This window comes from Mycobacterium szulgai (genome assembly GCF_002116635.1).
GTDB classification, from domain to species: Bacteria; Actinomycetota; Actinomycetes; order Mycobacteriales; family Mycobacteriaceae; genus Mycobacterium; species Mycobacterium szulgai.
Window position 1 is genome coordinate 198,574 of record NZ_LQPW01000005.1, and the last position, 23,845, is coordinate 222,418.

Here is a 23,845-nt window from a genome sequence, read left to right on the forward strand (position 1 = left end):
GACCGTTGCGCATCGGCCCAATCGAGCTCGCCAGCCCGGTTGTGCTGGCGCCGATGGCCGGTGTGACGAACGTCGCATTCCGGACGTTATGTCGTGAACTAGAGCAATCGAAGGTCGGCACGGTCAGCGGGCTGTACGTCTGCGAAATGGTGACCGCACGCGCGCTCGTCGAGCGCAACCCGGTCACCATGCACATGACGACGTTCTCGCCGGACGAGACGCCCCGCTCGCTGCAGCTGTACACCGTCGACCCGGACACCACCTACGCGGCGGCCCGGATGATCGCCGACGAAGGCCTGGCCGATCACATCGACATGAATTTCGGCTGTCCGGTACCCAAGGTGACCAAGCGCGGCGGTGGGGCGGCATTGCCGTTCAAGCGGCGGCTGTTCGGCCAGATCGTCGCCGCCGCTGTACGCGCCACCCAGGGCTCCGGCATACCGGTCACCGTCAAGTTCCGCATCGGCATCGACGACGAGCACCACACGCACCTGGATGCCGGCCGCATCGCCGAAGCCGAAGGCGCCGCCGCGGTCGCGCTACATGCCCGCACGGCCGCGCAACGCTACTCCGGCACCGCCGACTGGAACCAGATCAGTCAACTCAAAGCCCATGTCCAGACGATTCCCGTACTGGGCAACGGCGACATCTACGACGCCAGCGACGCGCTGGCCATGATGGCGACCACCGGATGCGACGGCGTGGTCATCGGTCGCGGCTGCCTGGGCCGGCCGTGGTTGTTCGCCGAGTTGTCGGCCGCCTTCACCGGCAGCCCGGCACCGAACCCGCCGACGCTGGGCGAGGTGGCCGACATCATCCGCCGGCATGGGGCGTTGCTGACCGCGCACTTCGGCGAAGACAAGGGCATGCGCGATATCCGCAAGCACATCGCCTGGTACCTGCACGGCTTCCCGGCCGGATCCGATCTGCGGCGCGCACTGGCCCTGGTCAAGACGCTCGATGAGCTGGATTGTCTGCTGGATCGATTGGACGCGACGGTGCCGTTCCCGGAAGCCGCGACCGGCCCGCGCGGCCGCCAAGGGTCACCGGCGCGAGTGGCCCTGCCGGACGGCTGGCTCAACGACCCCGAGGACTGCCAAGTGCCCGAAGGTGCCGACATCATGCATTCTGGTGGTTGAACCGAGATGCTCCTGAAATCGCGTCTTGGCCGATAAATCAGTACGATGTGTGCCTTACGGCATGCGCGCAGCGCTGGTCAGGTAGCGCTGCGTTGACGTTTGTGCACAGCACCACTGACATCCGCATCAAAGTTCGGAGGCCGGTAGGACATGAGTGACGGCGATAAGGACGCCACTCCTGGCCGCCGGCACGCCCGCACCGGCAGTGATGCTGACTGGCTTACCGCAAACCATGGAGCAATGCCAGGCGCCGCGCCGTGGGAGCGATTCTCAGCCCCGGTCGACGATGATCTTTGCCGATGGTCGGCTCCGTCGTCGGAGCCGTCGGTTGAGGCCGAGCAGCCCGAAGAACCCGAAGACACCTCGAGCACCGGATCTCACATCGGCGGTGGCGTCAGCGTCGCGGAACTGATCGCCAAACTCGGCGCTACTGTTCCGCAGCAACCCACTCACCATCGCGTCGCCGCAGAGCCCGAGCCGGACCCGGAGCCTGAAAAAACCGACGACGCCTACGACTCCGACGGACAGCAGGACACCCAGGTCATCCCGATCCCGGCCTACTCTTTTGAGCTTTTCTCCGAGATTCCCGATCTCGCGGCGGCCAACTATCCCGATGACGAAGCCGACCGCGCGGACGCCGAGCAGGCCAGCAAGGCCCTGTCGGCTCGCGGTGGTGGATCCGCCGGCGCAGGCAAAGCCCCCAAGAACCGCGAGTCAAAACCGAAACCGCGCCGTCGCCGGGTGCTGCTGGCCGGTCGTTCGCTGGCGGCGGTGGTTGCCGTGCTGGCGTTGTCCCTGACCGGTGGCGCATGGCAGTGGAGCGCCTCGAAGAACAGCCGCCTCAACACCGTCAGCGCACTCGACCCGAGCTCCGGTGACATCGTCGACCCCAATGCGCAGTACGGGGACGAGAACTTCCTGATCGTCGGGATGGATTCGCGCCTTGGGGAGAATGCCAAAATCGGCGCCGGCGACACCGAAGACGCCGGCGGCGCCCGCTCGGACACCGTGATGCTGGTGAACATCCCGGCCAACCGCCAACGGGTGGTCGCCGTCTCATTCCCGCGTGACCTGGCGATCAACCCGATCCAGTGCGAGGCCTGGAACCCCGAGACCGGCAAATACGGACCCATCTATGACCAGAAGACCGGGAAAATGGGTCCGCGAATGGTCTACACCGAGACCAAGCTCAACTCGGCATTCTCCTTCGGCGGTCCGAAGTGTCTGGTCAAAGTCATTCAGAAGCTGTCGGGCTTGAGCGTCAACCGGTTCATCGCCGTGGACTTCGTCGGGTTCGCCCGAATGGTCGAGGCGCTCGGCGGTGTCGAGGTGTGCAGCACCACCGCGCTGCGCGACTACGAATTGGGCACAGTGCTCGACCACGCCGGACGCCAGCGAATCGACGGGACGACCGCGCTGAATTACGTGCGTGCCCGTCAGGTCACTACCGAGAGCAACGGCGACTACGGCCGAATCAAACGACAGCAGTTGTTCCTGTCCTCGCTGCTGCGTTCGTTGATCTCCGCGGACACGCTGCTCAACCTCAACAAGCTGAACAATGTCGTCAACATATTCATCGGCAACAGCTACGTCGATAACGTGAAGACCAGAGACCTGGTTGAGCTGGGTCAGTCGTTGCAGCACATGGCGGCCGGGCACGTCACGTTCGTCACCGTGCCAACGGGCGTCACCGATCAGAACGGCGACGAGCCCCCGCGCACCGCCGACATGAAGGCGCTTTTCACCGCGATCATCAACGACGACCCGCTACCGCTGGAAAACGATCACAACGCCCAGACGCTGGGCAGCTCGCCCACTACCGGCCCGACCACCGCGCCGACGACCAAAAAGGCACCGGAAACGAATCCGGCTAACGATTCGCACAGCGAGCAGATGATGACCACCTCGCCGCAAGAGGTCACGGTGCAGGTCTCCAACGGGACCAGCACCGCGGGCCTGGCCGCCACCGCCGCCAGCCAGCTCAAACGCAACGGCTTCAACGTGATGGCGCCCGACGACTACCCGAATTCGCTCAAGACGACAACGGTGCGTTTCGCGCCGGGTAACGAGCAGGCCGCCGCGACCGTGGCTGCGGCGCTGGGCAATGCGAGGGTCGAGCGGGTTACCGGTATCGGCAAGGTGATTCAGGTCGTCCTCGGCCCGGACTTCAGCTCGGTGACGACTCCCCCGCCCAGCGGCTCCTCGGTCAGCCTGCAGATCAGCCGCAATTCGACCGCGACGCCGACCAGACTTCCCGAAGACCTGACCGTCACCAACGCCGCAGACACCACCTGCGAATAGCCGCTTTGGGGCAGTGCCTCAGCGCGTTTCCCGGATGAAGAACGTAGGCTTTACCCATGCGGACCGCCTACCATGAGCAACTCTCGGAGCTGTCCGAGCTGCTCGGGGAGATGTGCGGGCTAGCCGGAATCGCCATGGAGCGGGCCACCCAGGCCCTGTTGCAGGCCGATCTGGTGCTGGCCGAACAAGTGATCTCCGACCACGAAAAGATCGCGACGCTGAGCACCCGCGCCGAAGAGAATGCCTTCGTACTGCTGGCCTTACAGGCACCGGTCGCCGGCGACCTCAGGTCGATCGTGAGCGCCATCCAGATGGTGGCCGACATCGACCGAATGGGGGCGTTGGCCCTGCACGTCGCCAAGATCGCCCGCCGGCGCCACCCACTGCACGCGCTGCCCGAAGAGGTCAATGGATACTTTGCCGAAATGGGCAGAGTCGCAGTCGAATTGGGTTCAAGTGCGCAAGAGGTGGTGTTGTCCCGCGATCCCGAGAAAGCCGCGCGGATCCGCGAAGAGGACGACGCGATGGACGATTTGCACCGGCACTTGTTCAGCGTGCTGATGGACCGGGAATGGAAGTACGGGGTGGCCTCCGCCGTCGACGTGACGTTGCTGGGCCGCTTCTACGAGCGCTTCGCCGATCACGCCGTCGAAGTCGCTCGCCGAGTCATCTTCCAGGCGACCGGCAAATTCCCCGAGGACGAGGCGTCCCAGGCCCCGCAGTAGCGGATTACAGCCGCTCGGCTTCGATGACGTGCATGAGCGAATGCGTGGGCACCACGCGCAGCAGCCGGAAGCCGGCTGCGGCAAAGAGTTTCTCCATCGCCGAGCGGGTACGCTCGCGGCCTCCGTTGAACAAGACCAGCATCTCGAGGTCGAGCAGTTTGGCGAAGCCGGGACTGTTGCCTTGTCCGATCACCGCGTCGATGACGAAAACCCTGGCACCCGGCTTGGCTGCGCGGTGGATGGTGTCCAGGATCTTGGTAGCCAGGTCATCGTTCCAGTCGTGCAGGATGTGCTTGAGTACGTAGCCGTCGCCAGCCGGAACCTCGCTGAAGAAGTCGCCCGCCACCAGCGCGCAGCGTGCGGCCGCCGGGGAGCCGGCGACGTTGGCGCGGGCCAGCTCGATTACTTCGGGCTGGTCGAACAGGATTCCGCGCTGGCCTGGATTCTTCTCCAATGCACTGAGCAGAAACGCGCCGTGGCCGCCCGCGATGTCGACGAGGGTCGGCACACCGGAGAAGTCGAAAGCAGCATGCACAGCATCGACTTCCTGGGCGGAGAAGGCGGTCATCGCTTCGCCGAATATCCGGCCGAACTGTGGATTGTCCTTCATGTAGTCGAATGCGTATGCCCCGTGTACGGATTTGAACGCGCACTCGCCGGTGCGGACGCTGCGCCGGAATTCGCCCCACGCGTCCCAGGCCGGGCGGCCACCGAACATCATCGCCATGGATCGCATCGACCCCGGGGCGTCAGCGCGCAGCGCGTCCGACAGCGGCGTGTTGGCGAAGCGGCCCCCGTCGTCCTCGGCGAAGACGCCGACGCTGGCCAGCGCCCGCAGCAGCCGATACAGCGAGTCCGGATCCGCACCGCATGCGGCCGCAAGATCTCCCACCGACCTGGGTCCGGCGCCAAGCTCGTCGGCGACGCCCAGTTCGGCGGCCACCGAGATGGCCTGTGACACCCACTTGCCGGCCAGCAAGTCGAGCACGCTTACGGCCGGTGAGACAGCGCTATCCATGGCCGCACCCCTTACTCCGCCCGGACGGGCAGCTTCTTCACTCCGTTGAACCAGTTCGACCGGATGCGAGGGGCGGGCCCGGCGGGCGCGAGATCGGGCAGCCGCCTTAGGCATTCGCCGAGCGCGACGCGCGCCTGCATCCGCGCCAGCGCGTTGCCCATGCAGAAGTGCGGGCCGTGAGCGAAGCTCAAGTGGTCGTTGGGGGTTCGTGCGACGTCGAGGATGTCGGGTTCGGCGAAAACCTCTTCATCGCGATTCGCCGAAGCGAAGAACACCGCGACCTTGTCGCCGGCGGCGATCTTCTGCCCGCCGATCTCGGTGTCGCGGGTCGCGGTGCGGCGAAAATGCAGGATCGGCGGGTCATAGCGAAGAAACTCCTCGACCGCGCTGGCGATGAGAGCCGGATCTTCGAGGAGCCGGCGGCGCTGATCCGGGTGGTTCATCAGCGCGAGCATCCCGTTGCCGAGCAGCAGCCGAGTGCTGTGTGTGCCCGCCGCCAGCAGCAGCAGGAAGAACATCCCGAACTGGTGGTAGCTGAGCTTGTGCCCGTCGACCTCGGCCGTCATCAGCCGGCTCAGCAGGTCGTCGCGGGGCACCTTGCGCCGCTCCTCGGCGAGCATATGCGCGTATTCCATGAAACGCCTGGTGGTTTCGGCGCGGTGTTCCTCGGAGGTCTGGTATTCCGCGTCGTCCGGGGTGAGCAGTTCGTGAACCCACCGATTGACCATCGCTCCATCGGTCGCCGGCACGCCGACCATGTAGAGGATGGTGCCGATGGGCAGCTTGGCCGCGAATTGATCCATGAAGTCCACGCTTTCGCGCGCCTCCAGCTTGTCGACGAGGGTGTCGACGAGCAAGGCGACCCGGCCCTTCACCCAGGCACCCACACTGCCCAGCCCGTATGGCGTGAACGCCTGACCGATGATCGCCCGGTGGCGGGTGTGCCGCGGCGGATCCATGTTCGCCAGGTGCTCTGGCGAGACTCGCATGTCCTCGATCGGAAGGTCGGCGATCTGTGTGCCGCCACGCTGCGACGAGAACGCCTCAGCGTCGCGCAACACCCGAAGGGAGTCGCCATGCTTGGTCACGGCCCAAAAACCGCGGCCCTGCGGCTCGTGGTGGAAATAGACCGGCGCCTCGCGTCTGAGTAAGGCGAACCGGTCGTGCGGCACCCCGGCGAGGTAGACGTCGGGGCTCAGGATGTCGATGTCAAGTAGGTCTTGTTGCACACTCATCGACGGCTCAGCTACGCCGCGCGGGTGAGTTCGACGAGCCGGTGGGTCATCGCGCCGATCATCGTCCAAGCCTGCCCGAGGACCTGTTCGAGTCGCTCATAGGTACGCGGGCCGACCTTGCGGACGAGTTCCTCCCCGATCGCCGCGTGTTCGTCGTCGGCCTCGACGTGGAGCTCAAAGTAGTTGTTGTTCAGGTACTTTGCCAGTACCGGCATGGCCTTTCGGTGGTATACCGAGCTGGCGTTCTCGATCACCAGGTGCACGATGGCGGCCTTCTCCACATCGTCGAGGACGAACATCTGATGTGCGAACCAGTCGGTGATCGCCTCCATGATGGCGTCCCGGAACGGTGGCTCGTCCGAGTCGACGACGTCGGCGCGGTCGGCGTGCAGGGCGTCGTGGCCCAGCTCTTCGGTCATGTGGCCGAAGAAGACCCTTTCGAACAACGGATCCCGCACCGAGGCCTGCCGCGAGAAGAGGAGCGTCTGATTGCCATCAACCCAGATCTGCAGGGCATCTTGATACCTCTTTCTCTTGTGGGCATCCTCGAGCGTGCCGTCGGCGAGCAAGTCGAAGACCGGTAGCTGGCCGAACTCCTCGATGCGCTCCCGATTCCACGCGAGCAGCCTGGCGTGTGAGCTCGATTCATCGGCGAACAGGACGCGGGGCTCCTCCGGGATCGTGTACAGGCCGGCACCGAACTGGATCGAAACACCCGAAAGCCCTTCGGGCCCAGCCACGAAACCGTGATGACAACCGGGCGGAACCACGACGACGTCGCCGCCGGCCACTTGGCGGGTGATGTCGCCATCGAGCGTGCCCCAGCCCTCGAAGAAGATCATCATCGATTGGATCGGGTGAACGTGGGTGTCAAGCTGCTCCCCCGAGTTAAGGCGCACCCAGCTGATCGCGAACTCTGAGCTCGGCGGGAGGAACCCGGCCAGAGCCTGGTGCCAACGGAAGTCGCGCAGCTCTCCGAGTGCGTGTACGACACCGTCCTGCTCGACGCTGCGGATCGCCGGGATCGCTTCCCGCGGGACCACGCCGCACAGCACATCCCGCTCATTGGCCACCGTAGTCATATTGTCCTCCAATCGTTTTCAGGTCAGCGTGATCCACTTATGAGCCTCATCTGTGCAGCCCCGCACCGTCGCCGCGTAGAGCTTGGCGAGCTGGGACGTCACCGGCCCGCCGGTACCGCGGCCGATGGTGCGGCCATCGATCTCCCGGATCGGCGTCACTTCCGATGCCGTGCCGGTGAAGAACGCCTCGTCGGCGCTGTAGAGATCGTCGCGGGCGAACCGCTGCTCGCGAACGCGAATATCCATCCGCTGTGCGAAATCCAGGATCGTGTCGCGGGTTATGCCCTCGAGCGCCGAGGTCACCGGGGGCGTCCAGAGCTCGCCATGGCGAACGATGAAGACGTTGGCGCCGGTGCCCTCGGTGACGAAACCCTCATGATCGAGCAGGATCGCGTCGTCGGCACCGGCAGCCTTTGCCTCGGCGAGGGCAAGTATCGAAGTCATGTAGTTGCCATTGGCTTTGGCGCGCAGCAGCAGCGAGTTGGGATGACTGCGAACATACGTGGAGGTCTTTACCCGGATGCCGCGCTCGGCCGCGGCGCCGGACGCTCCTTCAGCCCACGGCAGCGCCAAGACGGCGACCCGCAGCGTCAGCTGATCGGTATGGGGGCTGAGGCCGCGGACCCCGTCATAGAACACGAAGGGCCGCAAGTAGGCGTCACCGAGCCGGTTCTCCCGAATGACGTCGACCTGGGCCTGTACCAGGTCATGGGGCTTCCAGCTGTCGCGCAACGGCAGCCCGAGGATCTGGGCGGAACGGTACAGCCGCGCGGTGTGGTCGCAGAGCCGGAAGACCGCGCTGCGCTTACCGGCGCGGTAGGCACGCACGCCTTCGAATACGCCGAACCCGTAGTGATTTGCCCACAGCGGAGTGTGTGCATCTTCGTGACGGACAAGCGCGCCGTCGAGCCAGACCAGTAGTCCGGGCGACGGCGATTCGATCACGCTGCACCGTCGGTATCGCGGCGCACCAACTCGGCCAGGCGGTTACCCATTGCGTCGAACATGTCCCAGCCGTCCTCGAGGATGCGGTGCAATCGCCGGTACGCCAGCGGGTGCAGGCCGGTGAGCAACTGCGCGCCGAGGTCTTTGTGCTGCCCGTCTTCGAGGTGCGCTTCGTAGTAATCCATTGCGCCGCTGGCCCTGAACACTTCCCGGGTGGTCGCCTTGCTGAAGAAAGCTTCCGCTGCGGCCTCCAGGACGAGGTGCACCAGGACCGCCTTTTCCGCGTTGTCGCGGACGAGCATCTGATGGGTAAACCAGCTCAGCGTCGCGCTCATGACGGGATCGGGGGCCGCGGCTGAGTCGCCGGGGGGCAGGAGCGTGTTGTGCCCGAACTCGTCGACGAAATGTTCGTGGAACTTGCCTTCGTAGGCGTGGTCGGAGCAGGTGGCCTGCCGGGCAATGATGGTCTTCTGAAAGGTGTCCGACAGCGGCCGGAGCAGACGTATGAACGCCGCCCGCTTCGCGGGGTCGTCTAAGGTGCCGTCGTCAACCAGCCGGAACATCGCGCCCTGACTGGTCCTGCGTATCCGCTCTTCGTTGCGTTCGATGAGTGCGGCAAGCGACGAAACCCCTTCTGCACCATCATCATCGGTGGCGCTTCGGGCGAAAGTGATGACAAGTGCCTCCAGGCCGTAGCGCGCGGTGACAAGCAGCCGGTAGGTGCCGTTCGCCGGAACGGTAACCACGTCTCCGGCTGCGATGCAGCGTCCGTCGAGAAGTCTTGCCTCGCCGCGGAATACGAGAAGTATCGTGTCGAACGCGACGTTGCGCTCGACGACCTCGTCTTCCCCGGCCTCGATCCAGGCGAGCGAGAAGCGGGCGCCGTGGGGCAGCAACGAACGCAGCGTTTCATGGGCGTTGAAGGCCCTATAGCGAGGTCCGCTCGCCAGATCCTCGGACGGAATCTCACGGGATCCGACTACGTGAATCGATTGATTGAGCCCCATGGCGTTTTGCCCCTTCGTGACTGCTTGAACGGGGACAACGTTGCCTGGCGACTGCTGCGTAAATATTGCTGAATTGTTGAATAACCTGGTCGTCGGCTCATAGCCAGCTCATAACTGGCTGTGCGGGCTAGCCGAAGCGCCCGGAGATGTAGTCTTCGGTGGCCTTCTGGGTGGGATTGGAGAAGATCTTCTCGGTGTCGTCGATCTCGACGAGGCGCCCCGGTTTGCCCACGGCTTCGAGGTTGAAGAATGCCGTCTGATCGCTCACCCGCGCGGCCTGCTGCATGTTGTGGGTGACGATGACGATGGTGTAGTCCTGCTTCAATTCACTGATCAGGTCTTCGATCGCCATCGTCGAGATGGGATCCAACGCCGAGCACGGCTCGTCCATCAGCAACACGTCGGGTTGCACCGCGATCGCCCGCGCGATACACAACCGCTGCTGCTGTCCACCGGACAATCCGCCGCCCGGCTTGTCCAGCCGGTCCTTGACCTCGTCCCACAGATTGGCGCCACGCAGCGAGTATTCCGCGGTTTCGTCAAGCAGCTTGCGATTGCGAATGCCCTGCAGCTTCAAACCGGCCACCACATTGTCGCGAATGGACATGGCGGGGAAGGGGTTGGGCCGCTGGAACACCATTCCGATGGCGCGCCGCACGCCGACGGGGTCGACGCCGGCGCCGTAGATATTCTCGTCGTCGAGCAGCACGGTGCCTTCGACGCGGGCTCCGGGGATCACCTCATGCATCCGATTCAGGGTGCGCAGCACGGTCGTTTTGCCGCAACCCGAGGCGCCGATGAAGGCCGTCACGCTGCGCGGCAGAACCGACAGCGTCACATCGGAAACGGCGTGAAAGGCGCCGTAATAGATGTTGACACCCTTCAGGTCCAATCGTTTGGCCACTTATGCTCCTGCCGTCAACTTCTTGGGCGCAAAGATCTTCGCAAACACCCTGGCGCCGATATTGATGACCGCGATCACCAAGATCAACGTCAGCGCGGCGCCCCACATTCGATCTGTGGGAATCGGGTTGGTCCCAGCGCCAGCCGATCTCTGGTCATACATCATGCCGGGCAGAGATCCCATGAACCCGCTTAATAAGTCAAAGTTCATCGCTTGTGAATAACCGACCAGGATCAGCAGGGGTGCGGTCTCCCCCAGCACCCTGGCCAAAGCCAACATGATGCCGGTGATGATGCCGGACAAGCCGGTCGGAATCACGATCCTGGCAATGGTCTTCCACTTGGGCACGCCGAGCGCGTAGCTGGCTTCGCGCAGGTCAACCGGGACGATCCGCAGCATTTCCTCGGTCGCCCTGATGATCACCGGAAGCATCAGCATCACCAGCGCGAGCGACACCGCGAGCTGGGAGCGGGAAAGACCCAGCCCCGCGACCCACACCGCATAGACGAACAGGGCCGCCACGATGGACGGCACCCCGGTCAGGATGTCCACCATAAACGTGACCAACCGGGCCAACAGGCTGCGACCCCCGTATTCGACGAGGTAGATGGCCACCAACAGGCCGATCGGGACCGAAATCGCGGCGCACACCAAGCCCTGCAGCAGGGTGCCGACGATTGCGTGGTAGGCGCCCCCGCCCGCCACGAACGGCGTCATACCCGCTTGCGAATGCGTCCACCACACCGCGGACCTGAGTACCTTGCAGCCCCTGATCAGTACCGAGCACAGCACCCAGACCAAAGGCGCCATGGCAATCGCCATCGACAGCGACACCAGCGCGGTGGCCACGCGGTTCGCGATGCGGCGCCGGCTGCTCAGCCCGGAGAGGCTGCGCGCCTTGAGGGGGCGGTCCAGCATCGAGGTCATCGGGACGGCCTCCCGATACGGGTCCCGGTCAACACGGCGCGCGCCAGGGCGTCGACCACGAAGGTGAGCACGAACAGCACCAGCCCCGCGGCGATGTAGGCGCCCGCCTTGTACTGGTCGGTGAATTCCGACGCCGCACCCGCGATTTTGCTGGCGAATGTGGCGCCGCCGTCGAATATCGACCATCCGAACGCATCCTGGGTGCCGCGCAGGATGATCAGCATCGCCATCGTTTCCCCCAAGGCACGGCCCAGACCAAGCATCGCGCCGCTGATGTAGCCGGACCTTCCGAAGGGCAGGACGGTTGTCTTGACTACTTCCCAGCGAGTGGCGCCCAAGGCCAGCGCCGCCTCGATCTGATCGTGCGGAGTCTGGACGAAAACTTCACGGGTGACGGCCGTGATGATTGGCAGGATCATCACGGCCAGGACGATCCCCGCGGTGAAAATCGTGCCACCGCCGCCAACCGTTGTATTGCCGCTGGCGAACAAAAAGCAGTGTCCCAGGCTGTGGTTGAGCCACGTCGCAACCGGTTGCAGCCGCGGTGCCAGTACGTATAAACCCCACACGCCGTAGATGATCGAGGGCACCGCGGCCAGCAGATCGACCAGATAGGACAGCGGTGCCGAAAGCCGGTCCGGCGCATACTGCGTCAGAAAAATCGCCACGCCCAGCGCGACGGGCATCGCAAGAACCAGGGCGAACAGCGACACGAAGACCGTCACCTGCAGCAGATCGAGGATTCCGAATCGCATCGCCGACGTGTCCTCGGTTGCCCAGGCGCCGCCGTAGCTGAAGAAGTTTTCCTGGTTGCGCGATAGCGCCGGAAGCGCTCGCCACAACAGGAAGACGCCGATTGCGCCGATCAGCACGACGATCAGGACACCGGACCCCTCCGACAACCCGCGAAACATCCGGTCACCCAAGGACCCGTTGGCTGGATTGGGCGTTGTCACTGTGATCCCATCACTGTCGGTGGCGCCGAGCCTCCTATTCGGCCTTACTCCATTGCATTGATCGCCACGACCAGGCGCTCCTTGACCTTATCGGGCAATGGAACATAGCCCGCCGATGCAAGGCCCGTTTGGCCGTTGTTGACAGCGGTGGTCAGGAACGCCTTGACCGCGGCGGCGGTGTCGGGGTCGTACCCCCTCGAGCACACGATCTCATAGGTGGCCAGCACCAACGGGTAAGCGTTGGGGTCCTGCAGACCGTAGATCGAGTTCAGCTCGAGTACGAGGTCATTGCCCGCGGCCGCGAACGAGACGGCATTTATGGCGTTGCGGGCCGTGTCCTCGGTGAGCGGGACCACGCCATTGCCGGTGTCGATCTGCGCGAACGGCACGTGGGCGTGGTCGGCGAAACCCTTCTCGACGTATCCGATCGAGCCGGCGGTGGCCTGCACCGCCTGAATCACCCCGGCCGACCGCTGCGCACCTTCGCCGACACCGCCGTGAAATTCGGTGCCCACCCCTTTGGTCCAGCTTTGCGGTGCGGCAGCGGTGAGGTATTTCTGAAAGTTGTCGGTGGTTCCCGACGAGTCCGCCCGGAAGATCGGCGTGATGGTCGTGTTGGGCAGCGGCACACCGGGATTCAGAGCCACCAGCACCGGGTCGTTCCAGGTGCGGATGACGCCGCTGAATATCTTGGCGACCACTTCAGCGTCGACGGTTAGCGTTTGCACACCAGTTAGGTTGTACACCAACGCAATTGGACCGAAGACCAATGGCAGATCCCACGCGGCGTGACCCTTGCACCGGTTGGCCGCCGGACCGATCTGCGCAGCGACCAGCGGCGAATCCGACCCCGCGAAATCGACATGGCCGGCGATGAACTGGTCCCGGCCGGCGCCCGACCCGGTCGGGTTGTAGGACACCTTCTTGCCCGGGCACAGCTGACCCCATACCTGGTTGAACAGTGCCATGGCGTTCTGTTGGGCCGTCGACCCCTCCGCCGTCAGCGCATTTCTACCGCCACAGGACGCCGCGCCTGGGGCTCCCCCGGACACTGCGGAGGAGGCATTGTGACGGTTGTCGTCGCTGCCGCACGCGGCCAGAACTCCACCACAAATCGCCGCAACCGCCAACGCCATTGCCCTGCCCACCGTGTCGAGCCTCACCGATCTCGCTTCCCCAAACGCTTTTCGACGGTTGCCGGCTGCTGGCCACCTCCCCAGGGAGATAGCCAACTCATTCAGAAAGTATGCGCGTAGGCCGTATCGACGCTGTAGGTGGTGAAGCCCAAGTTGCGGTACGTCCGGATCGCGGCCGCGTTGTCGGACTCCACGTAGAGCAGCACGGCGGGATCGGCCGCTTCGGCCAGTCGCCGCGCCAGGGACGCCAGGCCGATCGCGGTCAACAACTGTCCGATCCCGCGACCCTGCGCCGACGGGTCAACGCCCAGGACGTAAACCTCCCCAAGATCCTCGGAATGCACTTTGGTCCAGTGAAAGCCCAGCAGTTTGTCTGCATGGTCTTCGAATGCCAGGAACAGGCCCGACGGGTCGAACCATGGTTCGGCGCGCCGCTCGGCCAGTTCGACTGGGGTCCAACCGCCCTGCTCGGGATGGTGGACGAACGCCGCGTTGTTGACCCGCAGCAGCTCTGCATCGTCGCCGGTTCCGGCGTACGTGCGGATGTGCAGCCCGTCGGGGATCTGCGGTTCGACGACGTCGTTCAGCGGGCGTCGCATCTGGACCAACTCGCGGACGGGTTTGAGGCCGAGCGCCTCGGCGGTCGCCTGGGCGGGCCCCAGCGTGCCGTGCGCCCAGAACTGGTTGTGCCCGTCGGTCTTTGCCAGTGCCGCCGATGCCATTGCGGCGCCGACGCCGCGGCGACGGGCCTGCGGGTGCACGACCAGCTCCGCCATCACGCCGCCCGGACTGAGGTTGAGGTAGCCGACGATTGCGTCGTCGGCATCGGTGGCCAATAGATGCTCAGTCCGTTCGACGCCGAGCTCCCGCAATACTTGTTCGCCGACGGGCGCGACCCCGTCGGACTCGACTGCCGCCGCGACGATTTCGCGCACGGCGCGCTGCTCATCAGCGGTCAGTGAAGCACGCCAGTCGAGTGACGTCACTGACTGCGCAACGGGTCGACCAGTGGACCTTGGACGCCATCCCGGTCGGGCTCGGAGTCGCTGTCGTCGTCGGGCTCGGCGACCGGGGCCCTGCCCCGGGCCGGCCGAACAGCCTTGTAGCCCACGTTGCGCACCGTGCCGATCAATGCTTCGTATTCGGGGCCCAGCTTGGCCCTGAGTCGTCGTACGTGGACGTCGACGGTTCGAGTGCCGCCGAAGAAGTCATAACCCCAGACCTCGTGCAGCAGCTGCGCGCGGGTGAACACCCGGCCGGCGTGCTGCGCCAGATACTTGAGCAGCTCGAACTCTTTGTAGGTGAGGTCGAGCGGACGCCCGCGCAACCGCGCGGTGTAGGTACCTTCGTCGATGACCAGCTCGCCCAGGCTCACCTTGCCGACGCTTTCCTGGTCAGCCAAGCCACCGCGGCGGCCAACCACCAGGCGCAGTCGGGCGTCGACCTCAGCAGGGCCGGTGGTGGGTAAGAGAATTTCGTCCAGGCCCCAGTCTGCGCTGACGGCCACCAGCCCACCTTCGCTCACCACCGCCAACACGGGGGCTGAGCGCCCCGCCGTAGTCAGCAGGCGGCATAGGCCGCGCGCGGCCGAGAGGTCATTGCGCGCGTCGACGAGCACCGCGTCGGCATTTCCCGCCTCCAGTAAGGACGACGCCTCCGCCGGCGCGGTCCGCACTGTGTGAGGAAGCAGAGACAGCGACGGCAGGACCGGGTCGGGATACAGCTCCGAGGTCAGCAGTAATAACTCCAACAAGCCCCTCCAGCGTCGTGGGAAAGGCATCTCCCAGGGTCATCGCGCGATGTGATGTCAGTGGCCAGCTGATCTAACGATAACTTGCCACCTGGTGTTTGGCGCTGCGACGAGGCGTTCCAGAACGGAACGCTGAGAAGCCGCGCCAATCTAGACCCGCGCTGCGACGAGGCGTTCCAGAACGGAACGCTGAGTGTGAACTCTTGGCGTCGAGCGTGCGCTCACGGCGCAAAGACCGCAATTCGGCCGCCGTGACCGCACACTCGACGCCCAAAGCTCACACTCGACGCCGTGGCCGCACGCTCGATGCACGGTCAGCGATCAGTCCACTTGAAACCTCCGCAACACCGGTCCTGCCGCGAGCCAGCGACCCAACCGTCGCTCAGAGGCGGGCAAAACCGCATCCAGCATCGCAGATGCTCCTGAGCCAATTGCGGCCTAATGTGACGCAAGAAGCAAAGCGCAAGACCGATGCGCAGCGCCGATAGGCCACAATATGCGGATGCGCAGGGTGCTGATCGGCGTCACGGCAGCGGCCATCGTCGTCGCCACTCTCCTCATCGGCGCCGTCGGCGTCGATTTCGGAGCCAGCATCTACGCCGAATACCGCCTGTCGACTACGGTGCGAAAAGCGGCCCATCTGGGCTCGGACCCCTTCGTCGCCATCCTCGGCTTCCCCTTCATCCCCCAGGCGATGCGAGACCATTACAAAGAGCTGGAAATCAAGGCCTACGCGGTCGCGCACTCGACCGTCGGCCAGGCCACCCTCGAGGCAACAATGCACTCGATCGACCTCACCTACGCATCCTGGCTGATCAGACCCGACGCCAGACTTCCGGTGCACAAGCTGGAAAGTCGCATCATCATCGACTCCAACCACCTGGGCCGCTACCTGGGCATCAATGACCTGATGGTCCAGGCGCCCCAACTGGAGAGCAACGACGCGACCGGCGGCACCACCGAATCCGGGATATCCGGCAGCCACGGCGTGGTGTTGAGCGGCACCCCGAAATCAGCCAATTTCGACCACCGCGTCAGCGTTGCGGTAGACCTGTCCGTGGCTGCCGACCAGACCACCCTGGTGCTCACCCCCACCGCCGTCGTAACCGGGCCGGACACCGCCGACCAACAGGTTCCCGACGACAAGCGCGAAGCGGTGCTGCGCGCGTTTGCCGGCAGGCTGCCGAACCAGAAGCTGCCGTTCGCGGTAGCACCCAACACGGTGGGCGCGCGGGGCTCCGACGTCATCATCGAAGGCATCACCCGTGACGTCACGATCGCGCTGGACGGATTCAAGCAGTCGTGAGCGCTGACCCACTGTTGGCTTGATCACTATGTCATTGGGTAAGCTTGCCGGCGTGTCAGCCCGCATCGAGCCCCTGCGCATCACGCGCCGCACAGCTGATTTGTGCCGTATCGCGGGCTGTTGCTGTTGCTGTAGCTGCTGAGTAGTCGCGCCGACCCACGCAACGCTCGGAACCTTTCCCTGAGGTGTTCCCGTTCCGTGCCACAGGCGCATTCACACGCTTTAGTCAGAAGAATCGAAAGGATCCAAAACCATGGCACGCTCTGACGTCCTGGTCTCCGCCGACTGGGCTGAGCGCAACATCGACGCCGCCAACGTCGTCTTCGTCGAGGTCGACGAGGACGCCAGCGCTTATGACGGTGGTCACATCGCCGGCGCGATCAAGCTGGACTGGCGCACCGACTTGCAAGACCCGGTCAAGCGCGACTTCGTCGACGCCCAGCAATTCTCCAAACTGCTGTCCGACCGCGGTATCTCCAACGACGACACCGTCATCCTCTACGGCGGCAACAACAACTGGTTCGCCGCCTATGCGTACTGGTATTTCAAGCTGTACGGCCATGAAAAGGTCAAGCTGCTCGACGGCGGCCGCAAGAAGTGGCAGCTCGACGGCCGCCCATGGTCCACCGACACCGTCAGCCGACCCGTCACCTCCTACACCGCGGCCGCGCCGGACAACTCGATCCGGGCGTTCCGCGACGAGGTGATCGCGGCCATCAACGTCAAGAACCTGGTCGACGTGCGCTCGCCCGATGAGTTCTCCGGCAAGATCCTGGCCCCAGCCCACCTGCCGCAGGAACAAAGCCAGCGGCCCGGGCACATCCCCGGCGCAATCAACGTGCCGTGGAGCAAGGCAGCCAACGAAGACGGCACCTTCAAATCTGACGAGGAGTTGGCCAAGCTGTACGCCGACGCCGGACTGGACGGCGAGAAGGAAACGATTGCCTACTGTCGGATCGGGGAACGGTCCTCGCACACCTGGTTCGTCCTGCAGGAATTGCTCGGGCACAGGAATGTCAAGAACTACGACGGCAGTTGGACTGAATACGGCTCCCTGGTGGGCGCCCCGATCGAGTTGGGAAGCTGATATGTGCACTGCACCAAAGCAAGGACTGACGTTGCCCGCCAGCGTCGACTTGGAGAAGGAGACGGTGATCACCGGCCGGGTGGTGGACGGCGACGGGCAGGCTGTCGGCGGCGCGTTCGTTCGCCTGCTCGACTCGTCCGACGAGTTCACCGCCGAGGTCGTGGCATCGGCCACCGGTGACTTCCGGTTCTTCGCCGCGCCGGGATCCTGGACGCTGCGCGCGTTGTCGGCGGCCGGCAACGGTGATGCCGTGGTGACGCCCTCGGGCGCCGGCATCCACGAGGTCGACGTCAAAATCGCCTGACGGCCCAACCCCACGGCCCGGCCCAAGAGGAAATACACTCGTCCCCGTGGTGCTGTTCTTCGAGATCATGCTGGTCCTGGCGACCGTGGTCATCTCCTGGTTCGCGCTGTATGCGCTGTATCGGCTCATCACTGACGAGTCGTGACCTCAGACGAGGGCTCGGATAAGGAAGGGACGGCCGATCCCCCGGTTTCCGGCGACCGCGCCGTGGCCGCCGCGGCTGAACGCGCCAAGCTGACCGCGGCGCGCAACATTCCCGCCTTTGACGATTTGCCGGTTCCCTCCGACACCGCAAACCTGCGCGAAGGCGCCAACCTCCACGATGCGCTACTGGCGCTGCTGCCGCTGGTCGGTGTGTGGCGCGGCGAAGGCGAAGGCCGCGCACACGACGGCGACTACCGATTCGGTCAGCAGATCGTGGTGTCGCACGCCGGTGGCGACTACTTGAACTGGGAAGCCCGCTCCTGGCGTCTCAACGAGGAGGGCGAGTACCTGGAGCCGGGTCTGCGCGAGACGGGCTTCTGGCGTTTCGTCGCCGACCCCGACGATCCCAGCGAGTCGCAGGCGATCGAGTTGCTGCTCGCGCACTCGGCCGGATATGTCGAATTGTTCTACGGGCGGCCGCGTACCCAGTCGTCCTGGGAGTTGGTGACCGATGCGCTGGCGCGAAGCCGGTCGGGAGTTCTGGTCGGCGGGGCCAAGCGGCTCTACGGCATCGTCGAGGGTGGAGACCTCGCCTACGTCGAAGAACGAGTGGACGCCGACGGCGGGCTCGTACCGCACCTGTCGGCGCGGCTTTCCCGGTTCGTCGGATAGCCGGGAGGTCGGCGAATGCGTCCCAGACGACGTGCCCCGCGGCCGCTGCGTTGGGCTTTGGCCGGCTCCGGCGTGCTGCTGATCGTTTACCTGGCCGCGGTGGCGGCGCAGCCCGCCATTCTGCACGTACTGCCCTCGTGGCTGCGCTGGTTCGGCGAACCGGGTTCGATGGCGACGACCGCGATCGTGGTAGCGGTGCTGGTCGCGGTGTGCGTGATGACCTTCCGGGCCAATACCAGCCACCGCCTGGTCGGGGTTTCGTTCAGCGTGATCGCGGTTCTGATCAGCATGAGCGCGGTGCTCGGCCTCAGCGCGTACTGGGCTTGCCACGACGCCAACCACCCCGCTGTCTTCACGCCGCTGATGTTGACGGCCCAGCTGATCAAGGGCAGCAGCGGCGACTACTCACTGGGCGGCCACGTGTGCCCAAGCCCCACCCCGGTCGGCCTCGAAGTGGCGCGGATGGCCGCGGTCTCGGCGATCTTCACCGGGTTGGGTGGTGTCGTGGTCGGCGTGTTCCGGTCGCAGGTGGACCGGTTGCGGGCCAACCTCGCCGATTCCGTGACCGCCGTCGTCGGGGTCGACAACGACACCGAATCGATGATCAGCGGGATCGCGCGGACGCTGGATCGGCGCAGCACGCTGGTGGTGATCACCGGCGCCGGCGACGATCGCGTACAGCGGGTCCGCCGGCTGGGCGCGCGAGTGGTGTTGGCGGACTTCAATACTCCGTCCACCCTGGTGTCGTTGCGGCTGTGGCGGCATCTCGGACGGCTGTACCTGATGGCGCCCGACCCGGCGACCAATCTGCTGTGGCTGGACCTGATCAGTCGCCGGCTCGCCGAGGTCGGCACCAAGCAGCGGCTGCCGCTGATCGTGCGCATCGACGACCCATGGCTGGCCGAGGCATGGCGTGCTCAGCAGTTCGGCGGTGCCGACACCCGGTGGGCCGCCGATGTCGTCGGCAAATACGAGGTGACCGCCGGGCGGCTACTCGACAGCGTCATCGCGGCAAAAGATATTAAACGGGTATTCGTTTGCGGCACTTCACAATTGACCTTGGCGCTGTGCGCCGACCTGACCCGTCGCGCCCTGGAGCGCGACTTTTACTCAGCGCCCGGCGAGACGCCGCTGCCCGCCCTCACCCTGGTCGAGAGAAATGCGGACGAGTACCTGCAGGATCACGAATTCTACCGGCAGCAAGCAGGATTCATGTCAGACGGACCGCAGATCGACGCGATCACCGAGGCCCCGACCGTACCGACCCTGCTGCGACTGATCGGCGACGACGACCCGGAAACCAGCGCCGTGATCCTGGTCGACAGCAATGCCTCCACGACGGGCACCCGGCTGGCCGCTCGTTTCCCCGGGATGCCCGTCTACGCCTGGGATCTCAACACCAACATCGCCGACGACGCGATCCAGATTGTCGGCATGCTGCAGCCCTATTCCCTGGTTTTGGACACCCTTGAGGGCCAGGTACAGGACGCGTGGGAACGCGCAGCGAGGCTGATTCACGAGCGGTACGTCGCGACCATCGACCCGACGTGGACGCGCGGCCCGGCTTCGGTCCCGTGGACCGAGCTCGACGAGTTCTACCGTGGCTCCAACCGGCGCCAGGTACGCAATGCGCTATGGATGGTGGAACAGATCGCCGGCCACACCTGGAACACCTGGGGCAACCCACCGGCGCAGTTATCCGGACGCGACATGGCGAATCTGCCGCCGCTGCAACAGCTTGACCTGATGGGCTTCGACGAGGCCTCCGCGCTGGACATGGCCAAGGCCGAACACGAAGACTGGTGCCGCTACTACCGTCGCAACGGCTGGAAATACGGCTCGCCGCGCGACGACGCGCGCAAGATCCACGACAAGATCGTGGATTGGTCAGTGGTGGAGAGCAACCCCGACCTGCTCAACGCGGCCGTGCGCAGTTTGGCGGCCACGCTGTGGAGCTTGCGCCAACTCGGCTATCGCTCCCGTCCACTGTGGCAATCGTTCACCCGGGTCGGACTCGTCTCCGCCGAGCAGCGAGACACCCCGTGGACATGGAAGTCGGACTCGGGACACACCATGCAGGCCGAGGCCGGCGACTGGGCGGTGCAGCTCGACGGAAAGACGTGGTCGGTCCGCGACGACATCTTCCGCGATACCTACGAACCGGCCGGTGACGGGCAGTGGCGCCGCAAGGGACGCGTGCAAGCCCGGCCAGCGCATGCCGGCGAGACCGTGAACACCCTCGAGGGGCCGACGGTGGCCGCCGAAGGCGACTGGGTGGTGCGCGGCGTGGACGGTGAGCAATGGCCGGTCCCAGCTAAAGAGTTCGCGCAGCGGTATACCGAATTTCGTCAGCCGGCAGACGCCGACGCGCAGGACAGGGTTGATAGCTGACAGCCCGATTGCTGTGGATAGCACCATGCGCTACCGTCTCAGCACGGATTCGCCGTGTTAGCTCCCTGTGTCTCAGTTGAGGAGACTGCTATGGCCATATTCATCAGCTACTCGAGCCAGGACAGGTCGTCGCTGGAAGCCCTGACGACCGCGCTGAAGCGTGCGCAGCAGCAGGTCTGGTTCGATCAGGAGCTCGGTGGCGGCGACGCCTGGTGGAACGCCATCCTAGAGCAGATCCGCTCGTGCGATGTGTTCATCGTCGCGCTGTCGAACAACTGGCTACTGTCCAAGCCCAGTCTGGCCGAGCTGCGTTATGCGCAGGCCCTGAACCGGCCGATTCTTCCGGTGCGGGTCGGGCCTGTGGACAGCATGCGGGTCAATCCCGTAGCCACCCTGCAGATCATCGACTACACGAACCCGACCGTCGACGCCGGCATCCAGCTGGTCACCGCCATCCACGGGCTGGCGGCCAAGGCTCAGCCGCTGCCGTCGCCGCTGCCCGAAGAGCCGCCGGTGCCCTTCGGCTACATCACGCGGTTGGGCAACACGCTTGCCGAAAAGGAGCTCAGCCCCCAGCAGCAGCTGCAACTATTGGTCGAGCTGCGATCGGGACTCGATGAGGACGGCGACGATCCGAGCGCGCGGGGCGACATCGCCCAGCTGCTGCGCATGCTGCGCCTGCGCCACGACGTCACGTACCGCACCCGCAGCGAAATCGACAATGTGCTGGCAGAGATCGAGGCCAAGGACAAGCCCGCGGCTAAGCCGGCCGCACCCGCTGCCAAGGCGGCCCCGCCGACGCAGCCCAGCGCCGCCCCGCGGCCGCCGGCGAGTCAACCCACCCCCGCGGCACCAGCTGGTGGCCAATCTAACAAGCGTCTGCTCATCATCGGCGGTGCGGCGCTAGCCGTCGTGGTGGCGATCGTGTTGATCGTCGTCTTTGCCACGCAGGGCGGTGGCGGTGGCGCCAAAAAGCCGGCCGCAAAACCGGGAACAGCAACATCCTCCGCCGGAGCCGGCGGAGGAACAACGGCGCGCTTGGAGCCAGTTCTGTTGGGAGTCCAGGAAATCAGCAGTATCTTGGACGACCCCAACATGGTGGCTTCCGGGCACGGCGATCAACTGCGTCCCGCGCAGGGAACGTCGTCCATTCCGGACTGCACCGGATTTTTCGAGCCGCTTGAGGAAAGCGTCTACAAGCCGCACGGCGCAACCGAATCGCGCTTCGACATATTCAAGACCAAAGACAGCGAAACAGGCTCCCGGGTTGTCGAAGCCGCGGCGGCGTTCCCGACGGCCGATAAGGCCCGGCAGTTCGTCGAGGCGTCGGCCGCTAAGTGGCGGGCGTGCGCCAATCAAACCGTGAAGTTCACCAGCTCGGGCAAGGCCGCCGAGTGGAACGTGGGAGAGCTCACCGGCGCGGCGCCGAAGATCACCATGGTGCGCACGTTGGCCGACGGCAGCGGCCGCACCTGCCAGCATGTGCTGAGTGCCGTGGAAGACGTAGTTATCGACGTCGCGGCGTGCGGGCCGCAGAGCAGCGACGGAGCCGCCAGGATCGCCGATCAGATGGGCACCAAAGCGAAGAGGTAGCACACCGCACCGACGCTGAACATGGAACGGCCCCCGAGCGATGTCCCGGTTGGACAGACCGGAAACTCGGGGGCCGGGTGGCTGCGGGGAGTTCGCCAGCGCGCGTTGTCGCCAGCTCTTCCGAGCCAATTGCAGCAGCTAGCGCGCAGCCACCTCACATGTCCATGAAGCTATCAATTTCGCGGACCACCTCCTTCCCTGTGTACGGCCGACCGTACCCGCACTTCGGCCTGCCGACAACAGATTTAGCGGTCGCTGACGATGGCGGCATCCACCAACTCGGCAACCGCGGGGGCAAGCGGCGAACGCGGTAACCGCCGACCGTCAAGCGTGTGCACGCGGGCGGCCAGGGTCATGCTGGAAATAAGCCAGATTCCCTGGGCGTCAAAGAGATCGGTGACGCGCAGCGCCCGGTAGTCGCAGTCATAACCCTTGTCCCGGGCGACTTCGAAAAGCGCTTGTTGCGTGGTGCCGCGCAGGATCGGATACCACGGCGGCGGGGTCAGCAGGCACGGCGACTCCTGACCGTCCACGGCGATCACCACCGTCGAACGGGGGCCCTCCAGGACGTAGCCGTCCGAACTGACGAAGATGACGTCACCGGCGCCCTGCCGGGCGGCGTGGCGCAGGACGGCCATGTTGACCGCGTAAGAAAGCGTCTTGGCTCCTGCCAGCAGCCAGGGCATCGCGTCGGCGCCGACGGCGGGCAACCCGCGATCCAGCGTGATCACCGATACTCCGTCGCGGCGGACCGCCGCCACCCGCTCGGGTACCGGGTTGACCATCACATAAGCCGTCGGGACCGTCGGGGAGCTCTCCCGGCCACGGGTGTAGATCAGCCGCAGCGCGCCCTCATCAGCGGTGCCGCCGGACCACTGCCGAGTCGCCGCCTCGATCGCGTGCCGCCAGCTGGGCAGGTCGGGTTCGGGCAGGTCCATCAACCGCGATGAGTGGGTGAGTCGCTGCAGGTGCGGCTCCACCAGACAAGCGCGGCCGTCGCGGACCAGCAGCGTCTCGAAGACGCCGTCGCCGCGTACCACCGCGAGGTCGTCGGCGTGCAGCAGCGGCGTTCCAGGCTCGAGCACCTTTCCGTCGAGCGTGACCACCACACCAGTCATGACCCAGCAGCCTAGACCCGCGCCTTGGACGTCGAACGTGACGCTGCAGTCACCCTCGGCGCCGAACGCGACGCTGACGTCACATTCGGCAAGCGACGCTCCGTA

Annotated in this window: 21 protein-coding genes; 9 read left to right on the plus strand and 12 right to left on the minus strand. The window is 65.2% G+C overall.

The window, feature by feature from the left end; genetic code table 11:
- Window positions 1-5: 5 nt before the first annotated feature.
- From dusB to phoU, 3 genes are all read left to right on the plus strand, one after another.
- Entirely contained in the window at window positions 6-1,139 is a 1,134-nt protein-coding gene (gene dusB, locus AWC27_RS01150; RefSeq protein WP_085668658.1) for a tRNA dihydrouridine synthase DusB, read from the plus strand.
- A gap of 150 nt (window positions 1,140-1,289) precedes the next feature.
- The gene (locus AWC27_RS01155; protein WP_085668660.1) at window positions 1,290-3,440 is read left to right on the plus strand and encodes an LCP family protein; all 2,151 of its coding nucleotides are present in this window, start codon (window positions 1,290-1,292) and stop codon (window positions 3,438-3,440) included.
- A 56-nt stretch (window positions 3,441-3,496) separates the two neighbouring features.
- Window positions 3,497-4,165, plus strand: a complete 669-nt coding sequence (gene phoU / locus AWC27_RS01160) for a phosphate signaling complex protein PhoU (RefSeq protein ID WP_085668661.1) — start codon at window positions 3,497-3,499, stop codon at window positions 4,163-4,165.
- 4 nt (window positions 4,166-4,169) lie between these two features.
- Here phoU and AWC27_RS01165 read toward each other — a convergent pair whose 3' ends face one another.
- The 11 genes from AWC27_RS01165 to AWC27_RS01215 all read right to left on the minus strand — a co-directional run bounded on the left by AWC27_RS01165 (window position 4,170) and on the right by AWC27_RS01215 (window position 15,128).
- Entirely contained in the window at window positions 4,170-5,183 is a 1,014-nt protein-coding gene (locus AWC27_RS01165) for a methyltransferase (RefSeq protein ID WP_169726684.1), read from the minus strand.
- A gap of 11 nt (window positions 5,184-5,194) precedes the next feature.
- On the minus strand, window positions 5,195-6,418 hold the full coding sequence (locus tag AWC27_RS01170) for a cytochrome P450 (protein WP_085668665.1): 1,224 nt from the start codon (window positions 6,416-6,418) through the stop codon (window positions 5,195-5,197).
- Between the two features lie 11 nt (window positions 6,419-6,429).
- The gene (locus tag AWC27_RS01175) at window positions 6,430-7,500 is read right to left on the minus strand and encodes a hypothetical protein (protein ID WP_085668667.1); all 1,071 of its coding nucleotides are present in this window, start codon (window positions 7,498-7,500) and stop codon (window positions 6,430-6,432) included.
- Between the two features lie 18 nt (window positions 7,501-7,518).
- Window positions 7,519-8,445, minus strand: coding sequence for a branched-chain amino acid transaminase (locus AWC27_RS01180; protein WP_085668669.1), 927 nt, complete (start codon window positions 8,443-8,445; stop codon window positions 7,519-7,521).
- Window positions 8,442-9,452: a hypothetical protein gene (locus tag AWC27_RS01185; protein ID WP_085668671.1), complete on the minus strand. Its 1,011-nt coding sequence runs from the start codon at window positions 9,450-9,452 to the stop codon at window positions 8,442-8,444. The genes AWC27_RS01180 and AWC27_RS01185 overlap by 4 nt, the downstream gene beginning before the upstream one ends.
- A gap of 127 nt (window positions 9,453-9,579) precedes the next feature.
- Entirely contained in the window at window positions 9,580-10,356 is a 777-nt protein-coding gene (pstB, locus tag AWC27_RS31725; RefSeq protein WP_085668673.1) for a phosphate ABC transporter ATP-binding protein PstB, read from the minus strand.
- Entirely contained in the window at window positions 10,357-11,283 is a 927-nt protein-coding gene (gene pstA, locus AWC27_RS31730) for a phosphate ABC transporter permease PstA (RefSeq protein WP_085668675.1), read from the minus strand.
- The gene (gene pstC / locus AWC27_RS01200; protein ID WP_139836681.1) at window positions 11,280-12,197 is read right to left on the minus strand and encodes a phosphate ABC transporter permease subunit PstC; all 918 of its coding nucleotides are present in this window, start codon (window positions 12,195-12,197) and stop codon (window positions 11,280-11,282) included. Before pstC ends, pstA begins: the two co-directional genes overlap by 4 nt.
- Window positions 12,198-12,283: 86 nt before the next feature.
- A complete protein-coding gene (gene pstS / locus AWC27_RS01205; RefSeq protein WP_085668678.1) occupies window positions 12,284-13,402 on the minus strand; it encodes a phosphate ABC transporter substrate-binding protein PstS in 1,119 nt (372 codons plus the stop codon).
- Between the two features lie 74 nt (window positions 13,403-13,476).
- Window positions 13,477-14,361 carry a mycothiol synthase gene (mshD, locus tag AWC27_RS01210; RefSeq protein ID WP_085668680.1) on the minus strand — a complete coding sequence of 295 codons (885 nt, stop codon included), beginning with the start codon at window positions 14,359-14,361 and terminating at the stop codon, window positions 13,477-13,479.
- Complete coding sequence (locus tag AWC27_RS01215) at window positions 14,358-15,128, minus strand: winged helix-turn-helix transcriptional regulator (RefSeq protein WP_139836682.1); 771 nt, start codon at window positions 15,126-15,128, stop codon at window positions 14,358-14,360. Before AWC27_RS01215 ends, mshD begins: the two co-directional genes overlap by 4 nt.
- 493 nt (window positions 15,129-15,621) lie before the next feature.
- On the opposite strand from AWC27_RS01215, the gene lmeA reads away from it, so the two are divergent.
- The 6 genes from lmeA to AWC27_RS01245 all read left to right on the plus strand — a co-directional run bounded on the left by lmeA (window position 15,622) and on the right by AWC27_RS01245 (window position 22,622).
- Entirely contained in the window at window positions 15,622-16,431 is an 810-nt protein-coding gene (gene lmeA, locus AWC27_RS01220) for a mannan chain length control protein LmeA (RefSeq protein ID WP_085668682.1), read from the plus strand.
- 253 nt (window positions 16,432-16,684) lie between these two features.
- Window positions 16,685-17,518, plus strand: coding sequence for a sulfurtransferase (locus AWC27_RS01225; protein WP_085668683.1), 834 nt, complete (start codon window positions 16,685-16,687; stop codon window positions 17,516-17,518).
- A gap of 1 nt (window position 17,519) precedes the next feature.
- On the plus strand, window positions 17,520-17,822 hold the full coding sequence (locus AWC27_RS01230) for a DUF1416 domain-containing protein (RefSeq protein WP_083111745.1): 303 nt from the start codon (window positions 17,520-17,522) through the stop codon (window positions 17,820-17,822).
- A 141-nt stretch (window positions 17,823-17,963) separates the two neighbouring features.
- On the plus strand, window positions 17,964-18,638 hold the full coding sequence (locus AWC27_RS01235) for a heme-binding beta-barrel domain-containing protein (protein WP_085668685.1): 675 nt from the start codon (window positions 17,964-17,966) through the stop codon (window positions 18,636-18,638).
- A 15-nt stretch (window positions 18,639-18,653) separates the two neighbouring features.
- Window positions 18,654-21,029, plus strand: coding sequence for a hypothetical protein (locus tag AWC27_RS01240; protein ID WP_085668687.1), 2,376 nt, complete (start codon window positions 18,654-18,656; stop codon window positions 21,027-21,029).
- Window positions 21,030-21,119: 90 nt separating this feature from the next.
- The gene (locus tag AWC27_RS01245; RefSeq protein ID WP_085668689.1) at window positions 21,120-22,622 is read left to right on the plus strand and encodes a sensor domain-containing protein; all 1,503 of its coding nucleotides are present in this window, start codon (window positions 21,120-21,122) and stop codon (window positions 22,620-22,622) included.
- A gap of 245 nt (window positions 22,623-22,867) precedes the next feature.
- On the opposite strand, the gene AWC27_RS01250 is transcribed toward AWC27_RS01245, so the two are convergent.
- Window positions 22,868-23,731: an aminodeoxychorismate lyase gene (locus tag AWC27_RS01250; RefSeq protein WP_085668838.1), complete on the minus strand. Its 864-nt coding sequence runs from the start codon at window positions 23,729-23,731 to the stop codon at window positions 22,868-22,870.
- Between the last annotated feature and the right edge of the window lie 114 nt (window positions 23,732-23,845).